General features: G+C 48.0%; 20 protein-coding genes and 3 pseudogenes. 4 read left to right on the top strand and 19 right to left on the bottom strand.

Annotation, left to right across the window (positions count from 1 at the left end):
* Positions 1-153: 153 nt before the first annotated feature.
* Positions 154-285: a hypothetical protein gene (locus AAC147_RS02705; RefSeq protein ID WP_255347686.1), complete on the top strand. Its 132-nt coding sequence runs from the start codon at positions 154-156 to the stop codon at positions 283-285.
* Here the strand turns inward: AAC147_RS02705 and AAC147_RS02700 are convergent.
* Positions 245-990 (bottom strand): annotated as a pseudogene (locus tag AAC147_RS02700) (IS110 family transposase); the annotation flags it as partial. The gene AAC147_RS02705 and the pseudogene AAC147_RS02700 sit on opposite strands and share 41 nt — an antisense overlap.
* Before the next feature lie 74 nt (positions 991-1,064).
* On the opposite strand from AAC147_RS02700, the pseudogene AAC147_RS02695 reads away from it, so the two are divergent.
* Positions 1,065-2,022, top strand: a pseudogene (locus tag AAC147_RS02695) (IS110 family transposase).
* 102 nt (positions 2,023-2,124) lie between these two features.
* Here the strand turns inward: AAC147_RS02695 and traA are convergent.
* From traA to mobH, 12 genes are all read right to left on the bottom strand, one after another.
* Positions 2,125-2,442 carry a TraA family conjugative transfer protein gene (gene traA, locus AAC147_RS02690; protein ID WP_445286326.1) on the bottom strand — a complete coding sequence of 106 codons (318 nt, stop codon included), beginning with the start codon at positions 2,440-2,442 and terminating at the stop codon, positions 2,125-2,127.
* Between the two features lie 78 nt (positions 2,443-2,520).
* Positions 2,521-3,099 (bottom strand): type IV conjugative transfer system lipoprotein TraV, encoded by a 579-nt coding sequence (gene traV, locus AAC147_RS02685; protein WP_047685515.1) that lies wholly within the window; start codon positions 3,097-3,099, stop codon positions 2,521-2,523.
* The gene (locus AAC147_RS02680) at positions 3,096-4,412 is read right to left on the bottom strand and encodes a TraB/VirB10 family protein (protein ID WP_052189780.1); all 1,317 of its coding nucleotides are present in this window, start codon (positions 4,410-4,412) and stop codon (positions 3,096-3,098) included. The genes traV and AAC147_RS02680 overlap by 4 nt, the downstream gene beginning before the upstream one ends.
* The gene (locus AAC147_RS02675) at positions 4,409-5,326 is read right to left on the bottom strand and encodes a TraK domain-containing protein (protein WP_047685513.1); all 918 of its coding nucleotides are present in this window, start codon (positions 5,324-5,326) and stop codon (positions 4,409-4,411) included. The genes AAC147_RS02680 and AAC147_RS02675 overlap by 4 nt, the downstream gene beginning before the upstream one ends.
* Positions 5,310-5,936, bottom strand: a complete 627-nt coding sequence (locus AAC147_RS02670; RefSeq protein ID WP_047685511.1) for a TraE/TraK family type IV conjugative transfer system protein — start codon at positions 5,934-5,936, stop codon at positions 5,310-5,312. Before AAC147_RS02670 ends, AAC147_RS02675 begins: the two co-directional genes overlap by 17 nt.
* Positions 5,933-6,214 (bottom strand): type IV conjugative transfer system protein TraL, encoded by a 282-nt coding sequence (traL, locus tag AAC147_RS02665; RefSeq protein ID WP_047685509.1) that lies wholly within the window; start codon positions 6,212-6,214, stop codon positions 5,933-5,935. Before traL ends, AAC147_RS02670 begins: the two co-directional genes overlap by 4 nt.
* Before the next feature lie 147 nt (positions 6,215-6,361).
* Positions 6,362-6,691, bottom strand: a complete 330-nt coding sequence (locus tag AAC147_RS02660) for a hypothetical protein (RefSeq protein ID WP_047685507.1) — start codon at positions 6,689-6,691, stop codon at positions 6,362-6,364.
* 637 nt (positions 6,692-7,328) lie between these two features.
* Complete coding sequence (locus tag AAC147_RS02655) at positions 7,329-7,679, bottom strand: hypothetical protein (protein ID WP_231571578.1); 351 nt, start codon at positions 7,677-7,679, stop codon at positions 7,329-7,331.
* Positions 7,680-7,989: 310 nt separating this feature from the next.
* Positions 7,990-8,619, bottom strand: coding sequence for a DUF4400 domain-containing protein (locus AAC147_RS02650; RefSeq protein WP_047685505.1), 630 nt, complete (start codon positions 8,617-8,619; stop codon positions 7,990-7,992).
* On the bottom strand, positions 8,576-9,121 hold the full coding sequence (locus tag AAC147_RS02645) for a hypothetical protein (protein WP_231571576.1): 546 nt from the start codon (positions 9,119-9,121) through the stop codon (positions 8,576-8,578). The genes AAC147_RS02650 and AAC147_RS02645 overlap by 44 nt, the downstream gene beginning before the upstream one ends.
* Positions 9,122-9,170: 49 nt before the next feature.
* Complete coding sequence (gene traD / locus AAC147_RS02640) at positions 9,171-11,036, bottom strand: conjugative transfer system coupling protein TraD (RefSeq protein WP_081989148.1); 1,866 nt, start codon at positions 11,034-11,036, stop codon at positions 9,171-9,173.
* Positions 11,033-13,966, bottom strand: a complete 2,934-nt coding sequence (gene mobH, locus AAC147_RS02635; protein ID WP_047685519.1) for a MobH family relaxase — start codon at positions 13,964-13,966, stop codon at positions 11,033-11,035. The genes traD and mobH overlap by 4 nt, the downstream gene beginning before the upstream one ends.
* A gap of 210 nt (positions 13,967-14,176) precedes the next feature.
* Between mobH and AAC147_RS02630 the strand changes: the two genes are divergently transcribed.
* Together AAC147_RS02630 and AAC147_RS02625 are read left to right on the top strand one after the other, a co-directional pair.
* Positions 14,177-14,794 (top strand): hypothetical protein, encoded by a 618-nt coding sequence (locus tag AAC147_RS02630; protein ID WP_047685501.1) that lies wholly within the window; start codon positions 14,177-14,179, stop codon positions 14,792-14,794.
* Positions 14,795-15,007: 213 nt separating this feature from the next.
* Positions 15,008-17,203 carry a DNA topoisomerase 3 gene (locus AAC147_RS02625; protein ID WP_047685499.1) on the top strand — a complete coding sequence of 732 codons (2,196 nt, stop codon included), beginning with the start codon at positions 15,008-15,010 and terminating at the stop codon, positions 17,201-17,203.
* Here the strand turns inward: AAC147_RS02625 and AAC147_RS02620 are convergent.
* The 6 genes and pseudogenes from AAC147_RS02620 to AAC147_RS02595 all read right to left on the bottom strand — a co-directional run.
* Positions 17,146-17,568 (bottom strand): TolC family protein, encoded by a 423-nt coding sequence (locus AAC147_RS02620; RefSeq protein WP_047685497.1) that lies wholly within the window; start codon positions 17,566-17,568, stop codon positions 17,146-17,148. The genes AAC147_RS02625 and AAC147_RS02620 overlap by 58 nt on opposite strands.
* Before the next feature lie 298 nt (positions 17,569-17,866).
* Positions 17,867-18,136 (bottom strand): hypothetical protein, encoded by a 270-nt coding sequence (locus AAC147_RS02615; protein ID WP_047685495.1) that lies wholly within the window; start codon positions 18,134-18,136, stop codon positions 17,867-17,869.
* 377 nt (positions 18,137-18,513) lie between these two features.
* Complete coding sequence (locus tag AAC147_RS02610) at positions 18,514-18,657, bottom strand: hypothetical protein (protein ID WP_156115427.1); 144 nt, start codon at positions 18,655-18,657, stop codon at positions 18,514-18,516.
* A gap of 168 nt (positions 18,658-18,825) precedes the next feature.
* On the bottom strand, positions 18,826-19,095 hold the full coding sequence (locus AAC147_RS02605) for a type II toxin-antitoxin system RelE/ParE family toxin (RefSeq protein ID WP_047685493.1): 270 nt from the start codon (positions 19,093-19,095) through the stop codon (positions 18,826-18,828).
* A gap of 2 nt (positions 19,096-19,097) precedes the next feature.
* Positions 19,098-19,343 carry a hypothetical protein gene (locus tag AAC147_RS02600; protein ID WP_047685491.1) on the bottom strand — a complete coding sequence of 82 codons (246 nt, stop codon included), beginning with the start codon at positions 19,341-19,343 and terminating at the stop codon, positions 19,098-19,100.
* 156 nt (positions 19,344-19,499) lie between these two features.
* Positions 19,500-19,596, bottom strand: a pseudogene (locus tag AAC147_RS02595) (IS6 family transposase); the annotation flags it as partial.
* Positions 19,597-19,810 lie beyond the last annotated feature (214 nt).

The following is a 19,810-nucleotide window of genomic DNA, read 5'->3' as shown; positions in this document are numbered from 1 at the left end:
TGCCAGCATGGTGGCACTGGTATTTATCATTGTCTGGTTGCCGATGTGGGTTGATTGGATGATGACCTTAAAACATCAATCTATGGTCTCCCCCGTTTTTGCAACACCAATTTTGATACATTGTGGGCTTACTTCAATCTATCCGGCGTCTCAATGAGCAAGTGTGCCCGCGCCTTAATGAGTTCTGCACCTGATGAACCTAACAACAGCCTCGGCTTCATTGAGCCATTGATGTTTACAGTTTTGCCATCAGGCAAAAATGCTTTCGTGTTAATTGATTTTTAACCCATTCAGCCAGTTTCTGTATATAAACTCGGGCGCACTGAACCAGCAATTTTCTGAGTTGTTTATTGCCGCGTTTACTTATTCCTAAAAGGGTATTATGCCCTCCGGTACTATACTGTCTCGGAACTCATCCTGTAGAGGCAGCAAATTCTCGACTGTGAGCCCATTGCCTTCCATCGCCTAGTCATGAAGCCAGCAGACTTGCTGTGATAGGGCCGACGGATGGGATAGTCAATAACCGCTGGGCCCCTTCATCCTGTTTGAGCGTTGAATTAATTTCTTTTTCAATTTCATTGAGTTGCCCGACCAAATACAGATAATGAGCATGCAAACGTTGGAGCAGTTGTACCAGATAAGGAGGAAGGTCATGTTCAGAGATAACCTCAGATAACCGCTTAATCACTGCGATGCCTTTTGGCATACTGATCCCAAACTCCAATAAGAAAGCATGCATCTGGTTGGTCGTTTTCACTTTGTCATTGACCAGAGATTCCCGAACACGATGTGATGCCTTCATACATTGTTGACCTTCCGTGCGAGGCTGAACAAATCGCATAGAAGGCCGGATAGTTGCACAAGGAGTGACGCTCAGAAATTCAATGAGCTTAGCCCGAGTCATTTTCTTACGATACCATTTTGATCTTGGCAGTGTAGATGAAAGGTATGTTTACCCAAATCAATACCGATAAGTGTTGTGCTGTTCATGATGATGGCCTCTTCTAAACCGAACAGTTGCTTGAAACTAAATTCGCATTGGCAAGAATGGGCGCCGAAGAACCATGACTGAAACGATTTGTGTCGGTATTGATGTTGCCAAAGCTTCACTCGAAATTGCGCTTAGTACACAGGGAATTGTCATGACATTCTCAAATACCCCTGAAGGCCATGATCAACCAGCATCTACTTTGGCTAACTATGAGATTGATTTAGTTGTATTAGAAGCAACCGGGGGGTTACGAGATGCCCGTTGCTTGTGCTTTGCAGGCCAGAGGGCTAGCTGTTGCTATCGTCAATCCCCGACAAGCCCGTGATTTTGCTAAGGCAATGGGATATCTAGCCAAAACCGATAAAATAAATGCTCAAATGCTGGCACAGTTAGCCCTGGTTTTATCTCAACAAACAGATCGGGATAAAATAATCAGAGTGTTGCCCTCTGCTCAGCAACAAGTGCTGCAAGCCATGATCACACGTCGTCGCCAATTAGTCACACTTTCCGTCTCGGAGCGCCAAAGATTAGGAAGCTGCCATCCAGAAATGCGAGAAAGCATCACTTTAATGATCAGCTTTATACAAGAACAACTTAAGGTCATTGAATCGGCGTTATCTAACCACATCAAGGCCTATCATCGTCCCAAACTCGATTTATTATCGACAGTAAAAGGCGTTGGTCCTGCCACAATAGCCACTTTGATCGCCGATGTCCCGGAGTTGGGTCAATTAACCCGCCGTGAAATTAGTGCATTGGTTGGCGTTGCACCGTTTAATCGGGATTCTGGGTTCTTCCGGGGAAAACGAACAATTTTTGGAGGAAGAGCAATGGTGCGTCGAATGCTTTATATGGCTACGTTAACAGCCATTAGATTTAACCCCGTTCTCTGCGCTTTCTACAAGAGATTAACCGAAGCAGGCAAGCCAAATAAAGTCGCTATCATTGCTTGTATGCGTAAGTTACTGGTCATTCTCAATGCAATGATAAAAACAAATAAGCCGTGGGATGAATCTTTCCACACGGTTTAAAGCGAAAGACAGTTGCTCATTACAGCCCCTAGACTTTTTACCAAAAATAAGGGCAGCTTTTAGGTTGCCCATATCACTCGATCACTAACGGCTAAGTGTCTTTTACACACCCAAACCATTACTGAGTTGTACAACAGTCGGGATAACCTTCTCTGCATGTTCCAGAGTGGCAGACATGATAGATTCCACTACGGTCGGGGAGTTGTACAGACCCATACCGCCACCGATACCTATAGCGAACGCCATGAGGCTCTGGCGAGCGATACCGCTGACAACGCCGACCAGGATCATCGCACCCGCAACGATTCGACCAAGAGTACCTTGAGTCCAATCTTTGAGAGTTACCCATACGTCGTCAAACGCTGTACCACCAGTACCAGAGTGGGCCTGATCCGGCACGAGCAAGAAAGCTACCACCATCAACCCCAAGAAGAGGAAGAGTGTGTTGTTTTTACTTGAGGCATTAGCCAACTGATTTGCGTTCATCAAGAACATCTCCTATTTGGTTGTTTCAGACTTCGGTTCGTGTTTTACCGTTTGCAGCGGTCTCAAGACTGGCTCACTTTGCGGTATGCCATCCCCAATCACCCACCTGCGCGGCTCGATTTCGGTGTAGACGTACCCTGTCACGATGAGATCACCATTGGTGTCCTCCCAGGGAGCTACCCAAATCCGCATAACCTGTGCCGGTGTACGAATTGGAATCGGGCGATCCGGAAGGCGCGGGGCGACATAGTTGTCGATTACCGGATCTCCGGAGCTAGATGAGTTCGCCGAAACGTTTGAGGAACCTCCGCCGTCAGCTTCCGCTTTGGCCTCGACTTCCTCTGGTTTCATGGGACGCGGGACATTTTCGTCATTGGTTGCGGCGTAAACGTCTCGCGCTGACATACACTGAACACCATTCGGCATTCCCGGACAGCTATACTCATCCTTGCCGATGTTGAACGTGGAGCAGCCCGACAAAACAAGTAGCGCCGCGCCCACCCCCAACATCTTTGCGGATCTTACTGTCTGTTCCTTTTGAGCCTTGCCTCTGGAACTGTCCTTTCTGGTCAAAATGTTCAAAATTTTCATTTCTTAGTGCCCCCAGTGGAACGAATTTGTAGCTTGGTGCCTTTGGTCACGATGATGTCCACTTGACGGCCTGCATCGACTTCGATAACGGGAAAGATGCCTTCGGCCATGTCGATGTAGAACTGAGCGATGCGATCCAAAGCCTTACTGGCCCCTTTCACTGCCGCGCCCTGCAACATCTGGCCAGAGAACACAGACTGGTACTGGGTATTTGAACCAGGGTTAGTGCTGACGACCGGCACCGGATTGACATCAAAGGCTTCGGACACGCCACCAAGGAAGCCAGCCATCAAGGACTTGGCTATGATCTGGCCTTGCTTCGATACAACACGACCACGGACACCGGCCTTACCGTCTTCTCCCACCGCATAGGAATCCAACTTCGCCTCGATGACGCCTCCATCATCACGAACGCAAGAGAAGGTCTCACCGCGCAGGTACGCTCGCTCTGAGCTGAGGTCGCCGTAGCCAGAAACAATCAGGAAGCACTCCCGGACGTCCGCACGGAAGCGGTTAGGCAAAATGGCTTCTTTCTGAATCCGGAGGGTCGAAGGGAACGGATCTCGACGGGCACCTTGAGATGTTGGTGCGTCCATACCGTTGATGAGTATCCCTGTCAGGATGGAGCCGGACGGCAGGTAAATAGACTCATCATCTTTGTCATCCTTCGATTCAACTTCTGGCGCTTTCTGCAAGTAGCTCACGATTTGGATGCCCGGTTTGGTTGCGTCACGACCATCACCCTTGCCAGTAGCCGGAGCTCCGCCCTTTGAGTCAGGAAGCGGTGCATCGCGGAAAAAGGAGGCAGGATCTTTGTAATCGAGCTTTTTCTCCATGAACTGACCATCGCCGCCAGATGCACCATAAACATCGGCTCTGGCATCCCCTGATGATGAGGTAGTTTTTCCACCAGCAGCGCCGGTTTCCACCTTTTTAGCCAGTTCCATGTTCTTCTGGGTTAGGCGATCTAAGTCTTGACGGAGACGAGTCATCTCACGGCTAACATCACTGGATTTTCCAGCGGTGTTTTTGGTCTCTTCCAGTTCCTTCTTAACTCGCTCCAGCTCCTTTTTCAGGTCGGTGTTTTCACGAGACACCATCTTCACATCGGCAGATAGCGAATCTATACCGATCTCACGGGTATTTTTGTCTGTGAGGACATGCTTGATGGTTTCTTGCCTACCTCGCTTTTCCTCCTTCTTTGGCTCGCCAGAGAACATGGTCACGACAGCAAAAAGAACAAAAACACCACCAGCTATTGAGACCCAACGTTTTTTCTTAGGGTCCAATTCGATCCAAAATCTTTTGATCATTGACCACCACCCAATAGCGACGGACGCTTAGAAGTAGAAGCAATTCCTCGCTTCTGCTTCTTAGCCACATAGAGTTCTGTTTTCCGGCCGGGCTCAAGTACGTTGAGCGGCCACGTAGTGACAGCAGAGACATCCCAGCTTCCACACAAAGCCTCTTTGAACTCGATAGGCTGGTCAGAAACATTCTGTGCGACCCCAATGAACACATTCAGGTGATGCCCTATCATGTATTGCCCCTTGCTGAAATCCACCTTAATCCCCGGATGGGAACAGCTAGGCACGGTAGCTCCAGCAGGGATACGGTTCATCGTGTAACCCTGAGGGACTTCGCCAAGGGCAATCTTACGGAACACAGAACGGATGGTTTCGACATAAGGCTGACTCTGTTCCCAGGTCTCAGCCTTCGTATTAGCAAATGCTCCGGTTATTCCTACACCACCATCGAGTTTGAGAAATACTTCTCTGGGCGGAATACGACGAGGAACCATCGTCAGGCTTAGCGCTTGGGCTTCTGAGCCTTTTTCCGTAATGAACATAGTCACTGGGTATTGTTTATCCGTAGCGACATAGACCACGTTCTCTTTGATACAAACCTCACCGCACTGACCGTTATCGGTTGCCCCAGTCAGCGAAGTGGAGACAATCTCCGGATTACTGAACGGTGTTACAACACGATTAGGATGACCAATTGCAATGGGGATGATTTGGTTCACGCCGGGCTTCATCGTCAATACGGGGTTTTCATTCACATTCCCCACTACTTCATTGATGTTTTGTCCCGACGTCACAGGGGCAGGAACGTCCTTTTTCATAACGCTTGCCGGGACAACAGGGATGTCATCCGAGGCATAGGCTATTGATGCTCCAAACGCCAAGTACAGTGCCAGGAGTGAAGTTTTAGCGTTGTTCTTCATGCTCTCTCCGGTTCTCTTCTTTGCGCTGGAGTTGCTCCAAAACAGTTTTGGTGCGTGGCTTTCCTACATAGGTGTCGATGTAGTCCAGCACGGGCGCGTAATTAGAAATCTTGATGGCAAACTCGTAGGAGCGTTCGCTACGCTCCTCATTAGAAGAAGCCCCTTTGACATAGGAGTATCCGTAGACAAACACCTTGTCGCTCTTGGACTCGTATTCAACAAAACGCGGCTCAAATCGCATGGTTACGCGGTCGTTCTTGATCTGTTGAGCTTGAATTTCGATGGTATCAATCACGTCTTGATAGATACTCGGGGAAAGAAGTGGACTGATCCGTTCCTTTACAAAATCCACCGTTCCTGGAGTGACATTCCCGAGGAGATGAGCAAAGGCGAAGCCCCAAGCTTCTTTGTAAGACTGGGAAGCGTTACTCTTTGTCACCCACGCCTCTTCCGTCAACGTGAACGGTTGCATAGTGACGATAGTCTCCTTACTGAAAACCTGGATCACAAGCAGGAAGACTATAGAGATAAGACCACCTTGAAAGATACGACCCCATTTGTTTTCGATTTGGGTCCCTTCCCAGGTTTTGAGATACTTTTTCAGGTTCAAGGCAAATACCTCCGGACAAACGGGTTCTTGAAGGACTTGGCCTTGGTCACAATGAATCCGGCCCAGTAGATCATGTGGAGCAAATATCCATCCGGATGATTGTCCCTGAACCGGCGATACAGGTTGGTTACAAGTAACCCTCCCAAAAAGCAGATCAGGGCCTTACCGATGATGACCCCAATCGTCAGCCCCAAAAGCATGGGGGCCAGCTCATCTGCACTCCACAACAACAGATGCGGTGGCTCATCGACTCGGCGCGGTATCTTTACAGGCTTCATAACAACCCTCTTTTTTTCCTAGTGGACTGTATTCTCATTCAGGACCATTGCTTTTCTGCCACGGCTTCGCGCCCTTTTCGGGCACTTCCAGAGACAAATAAAAAAAGGCGGCCTGAGCCACCTCTTTCACTTTCACCGATCCAGTTATTAATTCTGGGGGATCGCAACAGAATCCTGTTCCGAGGCTGCAACGTTTTCGGCCTGCTTCTTCGCTTTGGTTTTAAACTTAAATATGACACTGTATGCCGCCAGCAAAAAGAAACTGAGGATGCCCCAGTAAGCTTGTACTGTGCCCAAAGCTTTTGCCGGATCATTTGCTGCACCACTGACAGCATCAGCGGCCAACTTAATCCACTGAGCCCAATCAAACCCGGCTACAAAAGCTGACAGCCAGAAGGCAACGGCTACAGGCACGATGAAGATGCAAATCAGTACAGCGTTCATCAGGAACCAAAAGAATTGTTTATTTACGTTCACAAATCCTCCTTAACCGAGAAAATTAAATGCGTGTTCTAGGTTCACACCTACAACAAAACCGATAGTTGTCATCCGGTGCTCATCATCTCTTAATTGAGCAATCTCGGCACAGTGCTGTTACGGCCCATTTTGGGCACATTGAAGAGGGTTCTTTCTTCGAGGGAATTTTGTGGAGAGGCAAAAAACTTTCACATGTGAAAGTTGAAAAGCGGCCAATGTCCGCCAGTTTGGTCATGCACTTTGGCTTTCTCTCTTGTGCTGTACTGCACGTTAAGTACAGTGTGTGTTTTTTCGTCTCTTATAGTCAGGGGATATGTGGATAACAAAGACACTCTTCACCATACTGACCCACATCTCTTAACACAATATCATAGGCCAACGTAACTTCAATGTTGTCGTTGACGTCTTGACGGACGTAGAACTCAATGAAGCTCACTTGAGCTATTGCTACTTTATCGATAAAGCTCCAGAAACTCGGATGAGAAGTACCATCACTCAACAATAACCTCTCTCCGTGCTCCTAGAACATTTAACTTAGTTATGTGGTAAAGAAATTCCGTCGCTATCTTCGTAAACGTCACCAAAGAAGAAGTCTGTCTTATTCATCAAGCTTTGCCTCCCCTAATTGCTTGTTGGGTCAATTTGATCCAATTCTGCGGATTTTCACAGTCAACGTGCGTAGTTGCTGCTGTCTTAACAGTCTTGTTGTATCCATACCAGCAACAGTGTATGTCTCCAGCATAAACGCAAACATAGGGTCATTTAGTATGGTGTCAACTATCATCGGAAGGGATGTATTCTTAAGCTGACAATTCTGAGCTCGTATCTCCAGCACATCCTGAGCCACCAGCGTACAGCCTGGACAACCTACTTCCAAGCTCTTAATCTTGAGTTTCTCATAGCCATTTAGAGCATCAGGAACTGCCATGACGGAACCAACCATCATCAGTCCCACAGCGATCAATTGGATTTTGTTGCGTAAGTTCATTGTTCCTCTCTTAATATCGTTCCCGTTTCGTTTCGGTAAAAAGAGACGCCCATATATTGTTTCAAGTTCAAGCGTCCGTGAAAACAGATTTGCGATTATTCGCAATCCTTCTTTTTTTCGAATGTAAGCTAGTTTGTCATTGAAATGAGATACTCTCCCTTGCAAGAACAATTTCCCCATTAGCAGCCCCCCCAAAAAAAACACCTATAAGAAACTCATAAATGTTCTTTGGCGTGAAATAGTCAAGCGACTTCATTATTGTCTCCCAATCGTTATTAATGTTTTGTTTAAAAAATACATGCTGTTTCTCCTATACCCGTTTCTGAAGGTTGCCGAAAGTCAAGCCAACCAGAACGCAACACGTCATCATTGTCAGAGGAATGATGATAGGATCGAGCGCAACCGGGACAAAAAACGCAATGAACAACCCCGCCATCAAGTACACCGTGCCGCGAACGCTATAACGGTGCAGAACAGGGCTTGCATAGTCGAAGTTAGTGCGTTTGATTCGCCAGGTCATCATCCCGTCATACACAGCAGGCACGAAAAGAATGAGCATGTAGGGAACCCACGCGGTCAAAAGCGCCAATCTGATGTAGAACTGGTAAATAACGTTAGCCAAGGACTCTATGCGGCCCTTAACCCAGACAAACCACCCCTTACCCATGTCTTGCATCCCTTTGGATTTTTGACGCTCTTCTTCGAACGGGACCAATGTGTTGTACATCCCCTCATAGAACCCAGAATCAATGATGCTCGATCTGAACCAAGTAGAGGCTTTATCCTGTATCCAGTCTCTGGCTTCGGTTCCAAGACTCTGCTCCATCAGCACAGACTCTCGCTTTATCGCCCTGTCGGTCCAGTCACCAGGGATCAACAGCAATATCGCCAGCAGCTCAATAACCAACAGCCATGCGACCAGCAACCACGGCTTCTTCATAGTCGGTTCTCCTTAAAACAGTTTTCACGCTCTCACAGGTGATGAGCTCATACAGCAAGCCACGCAAAGAGGTCTCATCCTCGTGGGGCTGCGGGTTAATGGATAATTCTCCTGGATGGGAAGAAAGCCACAGTGAGAACGGCTCTCCTGAATCGACAGACCATGAATCACCGCCACTATCGACAATTTGCACTTCCAGTGCCCGGCAGGTTTCAGTGATCAGGGTTTCCAGAAACGCCCCTATTCTGGCCGGGTCTTCGTACTTTTCTCTCTGCTCATGAAACACGAGCTGGCTGTAGCGATGCAGAGCCTCTTCAATGATCGGGTAAATCACCGGCTCCTGATTCGCCTTAATCCCGTCTGTGATGTAGCAGCTCAGCTTCTCGATGATGACCTCTGATGCAGGCCAGTCGAATTGAAGGATGTTCAGGATGTGAGCGTTTTTGCGGCCACGACTTTTCAATTCATTCATAACCCTGTCAAAAGGGTTCACATCGACCATGATGGCTACCTCGTAATCTCTATACTTCTTGTCACACATAGCTCTACTCTTACTGGGTCAATATGGGCAGACGGCCTTTTACGATTGTTCCGCCTGAAATCTTGGCTATGTATTCCAGGTTCGGAAGCATCCCCAGTAACTGGGCTGGGAACAGATCAGCTTCCTCCTCCATCAAACGCTCGCCTTGGTTGCCTCCGTGCATAATGGGCTCTTTGCCATCGGAGTTCTGGCCTTGGGTTCGCATGACGTACTTGAGCCGGGTCTTCGGCAGGTTATCCGCGATGTACTCCTGGGTTTCCCCATCAACAATACGAAGAGCAAAAGTGTTGTTGATGTTCCCCAGCACCTGGAGCGCTTTGTCTTTGCTGCCCAGTCGAGCGGCGAAGTCAGCAAGGGTCTGGGTTGCAACGAAAAGACAAAGTTTCGCACCGCGCCCTTTGTTCAGAAGCTGGATGAATGGGTCGTTGATTACCTCTGCGGCCTCGTCCACAAAGATGTTTACGGGCCTGTTGTTGACGCCATAGTTGTATCTGTCACCGGCAACCGCTGTCAGATCTGACAGGAAGATGGAGCCCATAGCGCTACCGAGCATGTTGTCGGTCAGAGAGTCCAGGCCCAGGTAAGCCACTTGGGCGTTGTTGATGATCTTGGCGGAGTCAGTGATTTGGCGCTCGTCACTCAGATCTGATGAGTCTGGAGACAGGAGCGGTCCGAGTTCTCCGGAAGTCAGCATGTTCATGATAGGCAGAAGGTTCGCCACCATTTTGGAGAAGTGGGTTTGGTCGTGCTGGAACATCGACAGCAAACCTTCAAGGTCTGAGTTCGGGTGCTGAGGCTGAATGATGTCGTAGTAGAACTTCATCAACGCGAAAGCGATCTTCTCACGAGAACCGTTTTTGGCTTTCTCCAAGTAAGCCGCTGCTTCTGCCTCCCAGTCAGGCATCACTCGTTCGGAGTAGGCCTGAACGGCTTTGATGACCAGACCCGCAGCACCACCTTCAAGGAAGCGACGGAGCTTTGTCAGATTTGGACGATCATGAGTAATGACCAAACCCTGAGCGATGTTGTTCAGTGCTTGCCAGCCAAATGACTTGAACGGGTCGGCACCAGCTTCGGACGGAATCAGCGCGGCCAAACGACTTGCTATTTCAGTTACGCGGGTGAAGTTCCGCAGAGGGTCGATACGCACCGACTCTTCTGGGAATGCCGGATGGAATGAGACGAACCTTTCCGGTTGTCCCATAGCTTCACATGCACGTCGGGCATTGTCCCGCATCTCCTTATCCCCTTTCGGGTCTATGATGATCACGGCCTCCCCTCGCAGAATGGCTTGTGAGATCAGGATGTCGAACATGCGAGTCTTGCCAGAGCCGGTGGTTCCAACGATCAGCGAATGCCCCTCAGTGTGCTTGAGTGGCTGCATCAGCTTCTCTTCTTTTGGCTCTACCCCGTGAATCCAGGGCTGGCCGATAGGCAGCTCTTTTTTCTTACCCTGTATCTTCCGGACAACCTTCTTGACCGTAGACTCTTTGCCTACGATGGAAGTCCAGTCGCGTTTCAGGATTTCAAACACGCGCTGGGCATGGCGGTTTTCCCACAGGAATCCACTACCAAGCCACATATCTTCGGGCGTGTCCTTGATGTACTTCTGGAGCTCCGCAATGGAGATGAACTCCAAGTCCCGGCCCTTCAAATGCTTTTGGAGCAGGTGAAGTTTGATAGCCTTGGGCAAACGAGCCATTGCCATCACGCTACAGATCCCTGTCATCCAATAAAAGGGCTCCGGAGGCATAGTGCTGACTTGCTCCACGGCCAAAGCCGCACCGGAGGCGGCAAGCCAGCCTGCTACAGCATTTTTTTCATAGTTGGGCCGCCACGGCATCTCGTAGGCGAGCGGGTCATAACTCATTGTCATGTTTCATCTACCTCTAAATACAATTTTCCCTGACGTTTCTTGAGCAACGGGCGTCTCTGTGCTCGGCTCAACATCCCGCAGAGGATGTGTTTACTGATGCCGATGTTTTCCCCGGCAATCATGTCGAAGGCTTTATCACTGGTTACTAAGCTGCCGTCTTCTTCCAGAACAGGTGTCACGAGCCATCGGCCCGAGCGTTTTTGGATCATGTCCTTGAGCATCTGGAGCGCTTTCTGAGGGGTAACGCCAGACGGCAAGAAATCTTCCTCGTTGATGTCTTTTGGGTTCGTTTTTGCTTTAGGTGGTTCAAACTCCCTTACCTCTGCCTCGTCCTTTTCTCGCAACTCGACATGCCCCACCAGCTCCCTTTCTCTTTCCACTTTGGGTTCTGGAGCTGCTGGTTGAACCTCTCGTTTGGGAAGGCGAGCGACGTTCTGCTTTTCTTCAACCGGCTTGCGGTCTTGGTCCTCAACCACAGCGGTAACATCGGCTTTCTTCTCCTTCGGAGGTTGTTGGGAGGCCTTGTCTTTCATCTTCTGTGTCGGTGCAACTTTCCCTGAACCAGCGTCTGACTTCTGCTGTTGTTGTGTTTTTTTTCGGCTCTGTTGACCCTGTTGTTTCGGAACGTTTTTACTCTTAACTGCATCCGCACCAAAAGGAGAAACCAGCTCAAAAGCATCTCGGTATCCACCCATTGATGCTTCTGCCTCTTTAATGGCCGCAACAACTGCATCTGAAAGTTGTTGTGTTAGCACGATCGCTTTAACGCCACTGAAATCACGAACTTTGCGACTTGGCATAATCGGGTCAGGGACAATCGCGTTGGCTTGGGACAGCTTCGAGAGGACTTCTGACGGCGCACCCAATGACCGAGCTCCTTCTGGGTACAGGATGACCGCCTGCCTCTTCATCAGGCATAGAACCTCACCCAGCGTCGTTTTCCCTTCCAGAACCGGCATGACCGCTTGTTCAAGCAACGCGGATGCTTCCCCATACCCCACCAACATTTCTACCAACAGTGCCTTAGCATCCTTTTCCTGCTGGTCGGGTTTGTCCATATGCAGAATTTCTGGCGCGGACATTGTTTGTTCTGTCGCGTCAGTCAGCATCGGAAGTGGTTCAAGCGCCCATGATGGTGGTTCATCGGAACCACCGAACATGGGGAAGTCATCACCCTGCAGGGAGTTTTGTTCTTGTGGAGCAAAGTCGGGTTGCGGCGGTTCTAGCCCTTCCGCTTTGGTGCTTTCGATGTTTGTTGCGTCAGTGCTGCTTATGTCCGCCGATGCGTTAAAGGCATCGAATGGGAAGTCGATGTCCCCCAGTCCACCCCCAACATCCTTGAGAGCTTGTAATGGGTTGTCGTTCGCCAAAGGTGGTGCGTTTTTGGCAATGTCCTGAGGGGATAACTCTTCTTTTGCCTCTGGTTTCTGGGCTTGTTTCTCTGTGTCGCTCTTCGATTTTGCTCTGGCCAGTTTACTCTGCTGCTTGCTCTTCTTGCCAGTGTCTGATTTGGGTGATTCAGTTGATGCTGCATCGTCTTGCTCAGGCTTCTCCTCGACTTCCGTAGAGGTGCTTTTCAGCATCTCCATAGCATCACCAAAACCAAGACCCGCTAGAGCTTTCTCTGCCTCCTGCTCTGCGGCCAACATGTCATCGTTCAGAGCGGCTTCACCTTCCTCTTGGTCGTCATCGCCTTCATCAGGATCAACAAACTCAATTTCAGCGTCCTCAACGTCACCAACAACTTCCGCTGCAACCGCCGCAGGAGGCTCAGTAGTAAACACCAAGTCATTCGATTCGATGCGGAGCATCAGAATTTTCACGGAGCCAGCCGCTTCCTGGAGCATCTCTGGTAAAACTTCCCAGTAGCGGTAGTACGCACGCTCACCTTTCTCCTGCACAGTGTTTGGCACAGCAAAACCGCGCTCGATGAGAATGTCCGCCAACGTGTCTGGATCTCTTGGGATACCAGGGATCTTGTCGTGGCTGATCAAGTCGTAGAGGTCGCCAAGGTGTTTCCATGCGATGAAAACACCTTGGTTGAGGTGCCAAACTTTCGCGCCAAGCTCATTGACTTTCCATTTCCCGGTTTTCACCAGGCGACGGATAGCATCGAACACGTACCGCTCTACAGGTACACCATAAGAGAACTCGTCCACATCAAGACGACTTTGGCGAAGATCCCTTGAAACACTCTCTTGGTCAGCACGAAGCATCAACTTAGTAACTGGCTGGTTGACGCTGGTTCCCGAGATCGCTTCCAGCATCGCTTCAATAATGGATGGGCCAGACTTGGACAGAAATTCCCGAGTCTCAGCCGGAATGATTCGATCCACCGCCAGCAGCGAGAATTGCTCGTGTCGTTTGTGTCGCTTATCGCGCCACCGGATAAAGTAGCGGTCTATTTCGTGACGGTGTGCCCAGTCATGAAGTAACTCGGAATACGGATTCCATGTGATCGACCCGTCTTTGTCCGTAATGGACACATCTGAGAGCGGTTTGCCAACGTCATGCAGCAATCCGGAAAAACAACTGGCAAGTCGCCAACGCGGTTCATTGTCGCGGCGTTCCCGAGGCGTCCCCTCGATGGAGAAGATAACCGACTCCGAGGCCTGAGCCGCCCAAAAGGCAACTTCAAGTCCATGCCGAAACAGGCCACCAGCGCCACGATGGTGGTGAGATTCGGAAGCTGGTAACAGGTGAACAAACGCGGCATACCGCTGGATCACCGGCAGAACCAGCCGGTTGAAGTCGTCCACAGTGAAACCGAGAGAGTTCCGCACTTTCTCAATCAGTTCAGCTTGGGTTGCCAGTATCTTGTCTAGCGGGGCCACTGGCAGGCCCTTGGCAAAAGGCGGGTATCGAGGGATTTCGTCATCTTCCACGTCTTTAAGCGGCAACACTCTGGCGTTTGGCGCGGTCTCGATCACCCCACTTCGCCCACCAAATAACTTGTTCAGAGCTCTCAGCATGTAGGTTGACCATATTCCTATCGTATTTTTCGTCGCTACATGCTCTCAAAAACACCTTTAGATCGTACACACGCCTATCTGTCCAATTTGGGCAGTTTGAGAAACCAGCTTTCCATCTCCCTCCTTTTAGAATGGGCTCATCGACAAATTTTGATGAGGAAAGGCACGATGAGACAACTGATAACAATTCTGGGAGTGGCAATTCTGATCGGGTGTTCCTCTAACGCCCCCGAGCAAAAGCCTCAGCCCCATCCCGCTCCAGCCAAGAATGACAAACCGGCCCGAGTCAGCCGGAATCTGTCTATGGAATGGGACAACATGGGGCGCGGTGGCGCGGCAGTGCGCCAACCTGGTTATATCCATGTGCTTGGCGACAGTAATGTCAGCGCGACGATGAACAAGGCCAAAGATGGCTCCGATGGATCAGACAAAACCCCGGCAGGGATCAAACAGCACGGTGATATAAACGAAGCCATCAACACATTCAAGTCCATGAATAAAGGCAAAGGCTACTCGCTGTACGAGTTGTCACGCTGGGAACGCTATTGCGATAGCGGCAAAGGTATGGACGAACACGATTGGCGCTTTATTGAGGCTGAGGGTGCCACGAACATTCCCAAAGACGTTGTAACTGGCTGCATACCGCCCACCCACACCTATCAAGATTACCTGAATGCCTGGACGCACTTTTGCACCAATCAGGCTATAACCAACGTAGACCGCCGTATTGTGCGCAAGTCCGTGCGTCCCTATTCAGTGGTGAACCCATGCAAAGCTCTGAAATAAGAAACCACACGGAGCCCGGTCGAAAGGCTGAGCTCTATGACGCTTTATCAATTATGCTCCAGGAGGTCTGTTCGAGGGGTAATTCCCGCGAAGCGGCCTATGTCATTTCTGGAGTCCTCGAAAACCTCTCCAGAGACTATCCCGAGGTAAAAGGTCTAGCACAAAACTGGACTGAGCTGGCGAATCTGGAATCAAAGATGAAGGGAGCGCTTAATGGATCTTTATATCTGCGAAAAGCCTTCTCAGGCCAAAGATTTGGCTGGTGTAATGAAGGCATCACAAAGAGGCGATGGGTTTCTCCACGATGGAGGAAACAGAGTCATTACCTGGGCCTTCGGGCACCTTCTGGAATTGTATATGCCGGACGACTATGATGAACGATACAAGTCATGGTCACTGGAGACTCTCCCCATTGCTCCTGACTCCTGGCGGTACAACGTTCGCAAGAATGCGTTCAAGCAGTACAAAATCGTTGAGGGCCTGGTTAAAAAGGCCAGCACTATCTACATCTCTACCGACTACGACCGCGAAGGTGAAGCCATCGCCCGGTCGCTTCTGGATCGATTTCGTTATTCTGGCCCTGTTCGCCGTGTTTGTTTGACGGCTCTCGATGAATCAAGCATTAAGAAAGCACTGAACAATGTTAAGGACGGCAACGAAACCGTCTCGCTCTACTACGCAGCTCTGGCAAGGCAACGTGCTGACTGGCTGGTGGGGATGAACGTAAGCCGCCTCTATACAGTGTTGGCCCGAGATATAGGCTTCAACCACACACTTCACGTTGGCCGGGTTATCACCCCAACCGTCGCGCTTGTGTGTCAACGGGACCGAGAGATCGCTGGTTTTACCCCTTCCCCTTACTGGACTCTGGGAGTGAACGTGTCCGTGCAAAATGGTCAGTTTGTCGCCCAATGGATACCACCCGAAGAGTGCAGTGACGAGCAAGGCCGATGCGTTAATAAGGCCTATGCCGAACAGGTGGCCTCCCAAGTCAATAGGGAGAATGCTGTTATCAGCAAAGCAGAGACCAAACCAGGTAAAGAGTCTGCCCCCCACCCCTTCGATCTAACTTCGTTGCAACAATACGCAAGCAAACGATGGGGATATACCGCTCAGCAGGTTCTGGATGCAGCTCAAGCCCTGTACGAGACACACAAAGCTACAACCTACCCTCGTACCGACAGTCGCTACCTACCTGAGAGCCAAAAGGAGGACATTCTTGACATCCTACAGGCGCTTATTTTGTCCGATCAGCACGTCTCAGGGCTGATAGCTGGCGCAGACCCTCACCGCAAGTCCAGAGTATTCAATGACTCTAAAGTGACCGCGCACCACGCGATCATTCCAACACCGGCCAGAACAGACATCAGCGCCATGTCTGAGATCGAGTTAAATCTCTACGACGCCATCCGTCGTTTCTACATCGCGCAGTTCTACAGCGAGTTCGAGTTCACCAAAACCTCCATCGAGGTGCAATGTGAACATCACCTCTTTGCAGCTTCGGGTAAGACACCGGCCAAACAAGGCTGGAAGGTTTTGTTTGCTTCTGACAGCGAAAGCAGCCCCAAGGATGAGGGTGAAGATACCGACACGCCGGTTGAGCAGGAGAAGCTCCCTAGGGTTAGTCAGGGCGAACCTGCCTTGCTTAATGGTGCTGAGTTGGCAAACAAAATGACGAGGCCAGCGCCACACTTCACAGAAGCCACATTACTTGCCGCGATGGAGAACATTGCTCGGTTTGTGACTGAGGAGAAGTTCAAGCAGATCCTCAAAGACACAGCCGGCTTGGGCACTCCAGCAACACGCGCCAGCATCATCCTGGGCGCTGTCGATAAAGGCTATTTCAAGCGTCAGAAAAAGGTACTGCTTGCAACAGATAAGGCTCATGCACTTATTGCCGTGCTTCCACCAGCAATCAAGTCACCTGGTATGACTGCGGCTTGGGAGCAAGAACTTGAAAAAGTCGCCACCGGCTCCGGAAACATGTCTGTCTTCATGAAGCAAATCTCATCTTGGATCTGCCAAATGATTGAGCAACTAACGGTAGCAGCTCCTGAGCTGACCAAAGAAGGCGGAGCTATGGCGAAAGCCTTTGAGGGTGCGAAGCCACCTTCGTATGAATGTTTTCACTGCGGCGGTGAGATGTACCGAATCAAAAGCAAACACGGTTTCTTCTGGGGCTGTCAGAACGAGGCTTGCAAGAAAACCTTCTCTGATAACCGTGGCAAACCTGAGAAGCGTATCGAGGCAGAGAATTGTCCGGACTGTCCAGATTGCGGTAGTCCAATGAGGCTCAGAAAAGGGAAAGCTCTTGGAAAAAAACGCGCATCGAGATTCTGGGGTTGCACAGCCTATCCCGATTGCAAAGGCACTATGTCTTTTAATAAATTTGACTTTATGTTTTGTTGAGCGTTCTGGTAATCAATATCGGCAATACTGGCGAGTTTTTCAGCCTGATTGAGTTTACTCCATTTAGCCATATCAAAAATTGTTTGTTCTAACATTAAACTCACATTAGATCCGTAACCTTCTTGCTCACTATTGCGAAATTTTTTGTTATATTTGGCATTCGCCTTCAAATCTAACTTTGGTAGCAATGGGCTACGGGCTATGTTGATTCCTTGAAAAACCGAATTGCGTTCAGCCAGTGCCTTAAGCAATTCAGGGTTAGTTTCTTTCGCCTGTTTATAGACTTGTAACAAATCTTCTGCCTGACTTGAAGCACTGAAACCGAATAAATTCATCGCGATAAAAAGAGATAGCAATTTTTTCATTTGTGTTCCTTGTGGTACAGGTATTTTGCTTACGTAACTCCTGATAAAAATTAACACCACAGATTCTAGCAGAAAATACTTGCATGGTAGCCAACTGTCTGTGCTATACCCCTTATTTCTCATGGCATTAGCTATCAAAAATCAATACACCAACTGTTGTGTGATTGAACATAATCTTATCTGAACCCAATTTTTTCGGTTGCGCTACGTAAAATCGAGGATAATTTCACTGGGGTTATATGTTGTGTTTTTTACGTAGCACTACCCACTACCTTTGTTTGTTGTGACTAAATTAATCTCACGTATTTGGTTTCTTTCTAGCAAAGTCACAGAACACTATGAATAGCGTAGCTACAGCAGCAAGAAAAAGCCCGAATGTAGCAGAGGCTATAATATTGTTAGCAATAGTATCTTTGGTGAATTTTGTTAAAAAACCACAAAGAACAATAGGGATAATCAAAACAAATGTTACTGTCCATGCAATAATATTATCTATAACTCTTTCTTTTAGTTGGTGTTTAGTTTCCTTTCGTATTTTTTTTCTTATGTTGTTCTTACCTTTTCTCATAATTATTATTTTCTTTTAATAAAATTAAATAGTTGTGATGTTTGCATAGCAACAAATGTTATAGGGGCATACTAACAGGGAATATGTACCTAATTTAGCTTTATACCAAAAATCCGGCACAAATATTGAAACGCACTAACGCCAAGTACACAGCCAAAACAAATTATTGATAGAAAAAAGCCCAGAGCCTGAATCAGCTTAAGCGTAGTATCAATGTTCATCTCATCATAATTTCTGACCAATGCAGCAGCAACAGATACGACCATCAAACACAATCCTATGTGTAAAATTTTACGTAAGTTGCGCCTATCTGCTTCCTCTTTCTTTTTTTCTATACTCTAACCTTTCTTGTTCAGTCATATTCTCTTCAAATTTATTCATTTTGTATTCCCTTTATTTAGTTTATTGATGTACTCTTCACCAATGGAATTTATGACATTGTTAGCTTCTTTCCATACGTTGAACATCCCAAAACCTATAGTTATTATTACTAATATTCCTATTGCTCCATATTTTTTCATTTTTTATCCTTAAAGATATCTCTAATAGCCTTAATTTATGGTGCGTCATGTTTGATTATACTTATCAGTTTTATTTCTCCAAAAATAAATTATTACAATTACTGGGATTATAAGTCGGTAAATTAAAGCTGATCAAGTTTATCTATGATACTATAAACTAGCTTTATGTTATTTAAACAAATCAGAATGCGATCCAGTTCTATCAAAGTGTACGTGTTTATCATCAACAATGTAAATTAGTAGCCAATCAGGTTCTATATGAAGATCTCTACGGGGTTTCCAGTCTCCTTGTAAGGGATGATCATTTAATATTGCTGGCAGTGGCTTTTTATCAATCAATAACTGCATAGCATCAGTAAGCTTTTTAATATCTTTCCCTCGCTTTTTTGCTAATTTTAAATCCTTTTTAAACTTGCCTGAATAACTGATAGAACGCATGTTTAAATATCCAGTTGTTTAAAAAGATCGTTTACATCTTTAGCGTAGAAAATGTCTTCTCCTTGATCGGTTTTTTTGAACGTATTTAGCGTCTCAGCATTAGGAACTTGATTGCTTTCTACATACAATCGGATCAAATCCCGCAAGATTTGAGACGCTGAACGGTGTTTACTTTGTGCAATGGCCATAAAAGCATTCTTTAGATTTAAATCTACTTTTGTCGCCAAAAGCTCACTTTTTGTACTCATTATATTATTTCCTCTTAGCAAATCATTTCAGTTGAACAAGAAGCATACTATGTAAAACGAAGTTATACAAGGTTAAACAAAGTTAAACTTTAATAAATGCATATGAGGGGGCGCTTGGCAATCAACGTGAGAGTGTTGAATGATCAACGTTAATGCCACGCTCAGCGCATAGGCCAAATACCAGCGCACACATTGAGCGATAATATCAACAGGATAATGCAGGCGTTTGAAGGGCCTTTCGGATCAGGGACACGATCAAAACACCGAATAAAAGGCGGTATCATACCTAAACATCGCTTGTTATCCGGCAGGACAGAGACGCTATGCGGCTCTGCGGAGCTTACTGGACAAATTTATTCATACTTTCATATGGAGATGATGCTAATAACATACCTTGTACATTATTTAACGCGATGCTCGACTTAACGCGATGCTCGACTTTTATGGTGAGTTGAAATGACATAGCC

It is taken from the genome of Xenorhabdus sp. NBAII XenSa04, assembly GCF_963866145.1.
Lineage (GTDB): Bacteria > Pseudomonadota > Gammaproteobacteria > Enterobacterales > Enterobacteriaceae > Xenorhabdus > Xenorhabdus indica.
Note: the sequence above shows the minus strand (reverse complement) of the source record. Positions and strands in the feature narration are given on the sequence as shown.

What these genes read in the sequence shown, in the direction of transcription:
- AAC147_RS02705 (WP_255347686.1), top strand. Translation starts at nt 154, where the DNA reads ATGAGCAAGTGTGCCCGCGCCTTAATGAGTTCTGCACCTGATGAACCT.
- traA (WP_445286326.1), bottom strand. Translation starts at nt 2,442, where the DNA reads ATGGTGGTAGCTTTCTTGCTCGTGCCGGATCAGGCCCACTCTGGTACT.
- traV (WP_047685515.1), bottom strand. Translation starts at nt 3,099, where the DNA reads ATGAAAATTTTGAACATTTTGACCAGAAAGGACAGTTCCAGAGGCAAG.
- AAC147_RS02680 (WP_052189780.1), bottom strand. Translation starts at nt 4,412, where the DNA reads ATGATCAAAAGATTTTGGATCGAATTGGACCCTAAGAAAAAACGTTGG.
- AAC147_RS02675 (WP_047685513.1), bottom strand. Translation starts at nt 5,326, where the DNA reads ATGAAGAACAACGCTAAAACTTCACTCCTGGCACTGTACTTGGCGTTT.
- traL (WP_047685509.1), bottom strand. Translation starts at nt 6,214, where the DNA reads ATGAAGCCTGTAAAGATACCGCGCCGAGTCGATGAGCCACCGCATCTG.
- AAC147_RS02655 (WP_231571578.1), bottom strand. Translation starts at nt 7,679, where the DNA reads ATGAACTTACGCAACAAAATCCAATTGATCGCTGTGGGACTGATGATG.
- AAC147_RS02650 (WP_047685505.1), bottom strand. Translation starts at nt 8,619, where the DNA reads ATGAAGAAGCCGTGGTTGCTGGTCGCATGGCTGTTGGTTATTGAGCTG.
- AAC147_RS02645 (WP_231571576.1), bottom strand. Translation starts at nt 9,121, where the DNA reads ATGGTCGATGTGAACCCTTTTGACAGGGTTATGAATGAATTGAAAAGT.
- traD (WP_081989148.1), bottom strand. Translation starts at nt 11,036, where the DNA reads ATGACAATGAGTTATGACCCGCTCGCCTACGAGATGCCGTGGCGGCCC.
- AAC147_RS02630 (WP_047685501.1), top strand. Translation starts at nt 14,177, where the DNA reads ATGAGACAACTGATAACAATTCTGGGAGTGGCAATTCTGATCGGGTGT.
- AAC147_RS02625 (WP_047685499.1), top strand. Translation starts at nt 15,008, where the DNA reads ATGGATCTTTATATCTGCGAAAAGCCTTCTCAGGCCAAAGATTTGGCT.
- AAC147_RS02620 (WP_047685497.1), bottom strand. Translation starts at nt 17,568, where the DNA reads ATGAAAAAATTGCTATCTCTTTTTATCGCGATGAATTTATTCGGTTTC.
- AAC147_RS02615 (WP_047685495.1), bottom strand. Translation starts at nt 18,136, where the DNA reads ATGAGAAAAGGTAAGAACAACATAAGAAAAAAAATACGAAAGGAAACT.
- AAC147_RS02610 (WP_156115427.1), bottom strand. Translation starts at nt 18,657, where the DNA reads ATGAAAAAATATGGAGCAATAGGAATATTAGTAATAATAACTATAGGT.
- AAC147_RS02605 (WP_047685493.1), bottom strand. Translation starts at nt 19,095, where the DNA reads ATGCGTTCTATCAGTTATTCAGGCAAGTTTAAAAAGGATTTAAAATTA.
- AAC147_RS02600 (WP_047685491.1), bottom strand. Translation starts at nt 19,343, where the DNA reads ATGAGTACAAAAAGTGAGCTTTTGGCGACAAAAGTAGATTTAAATCTA.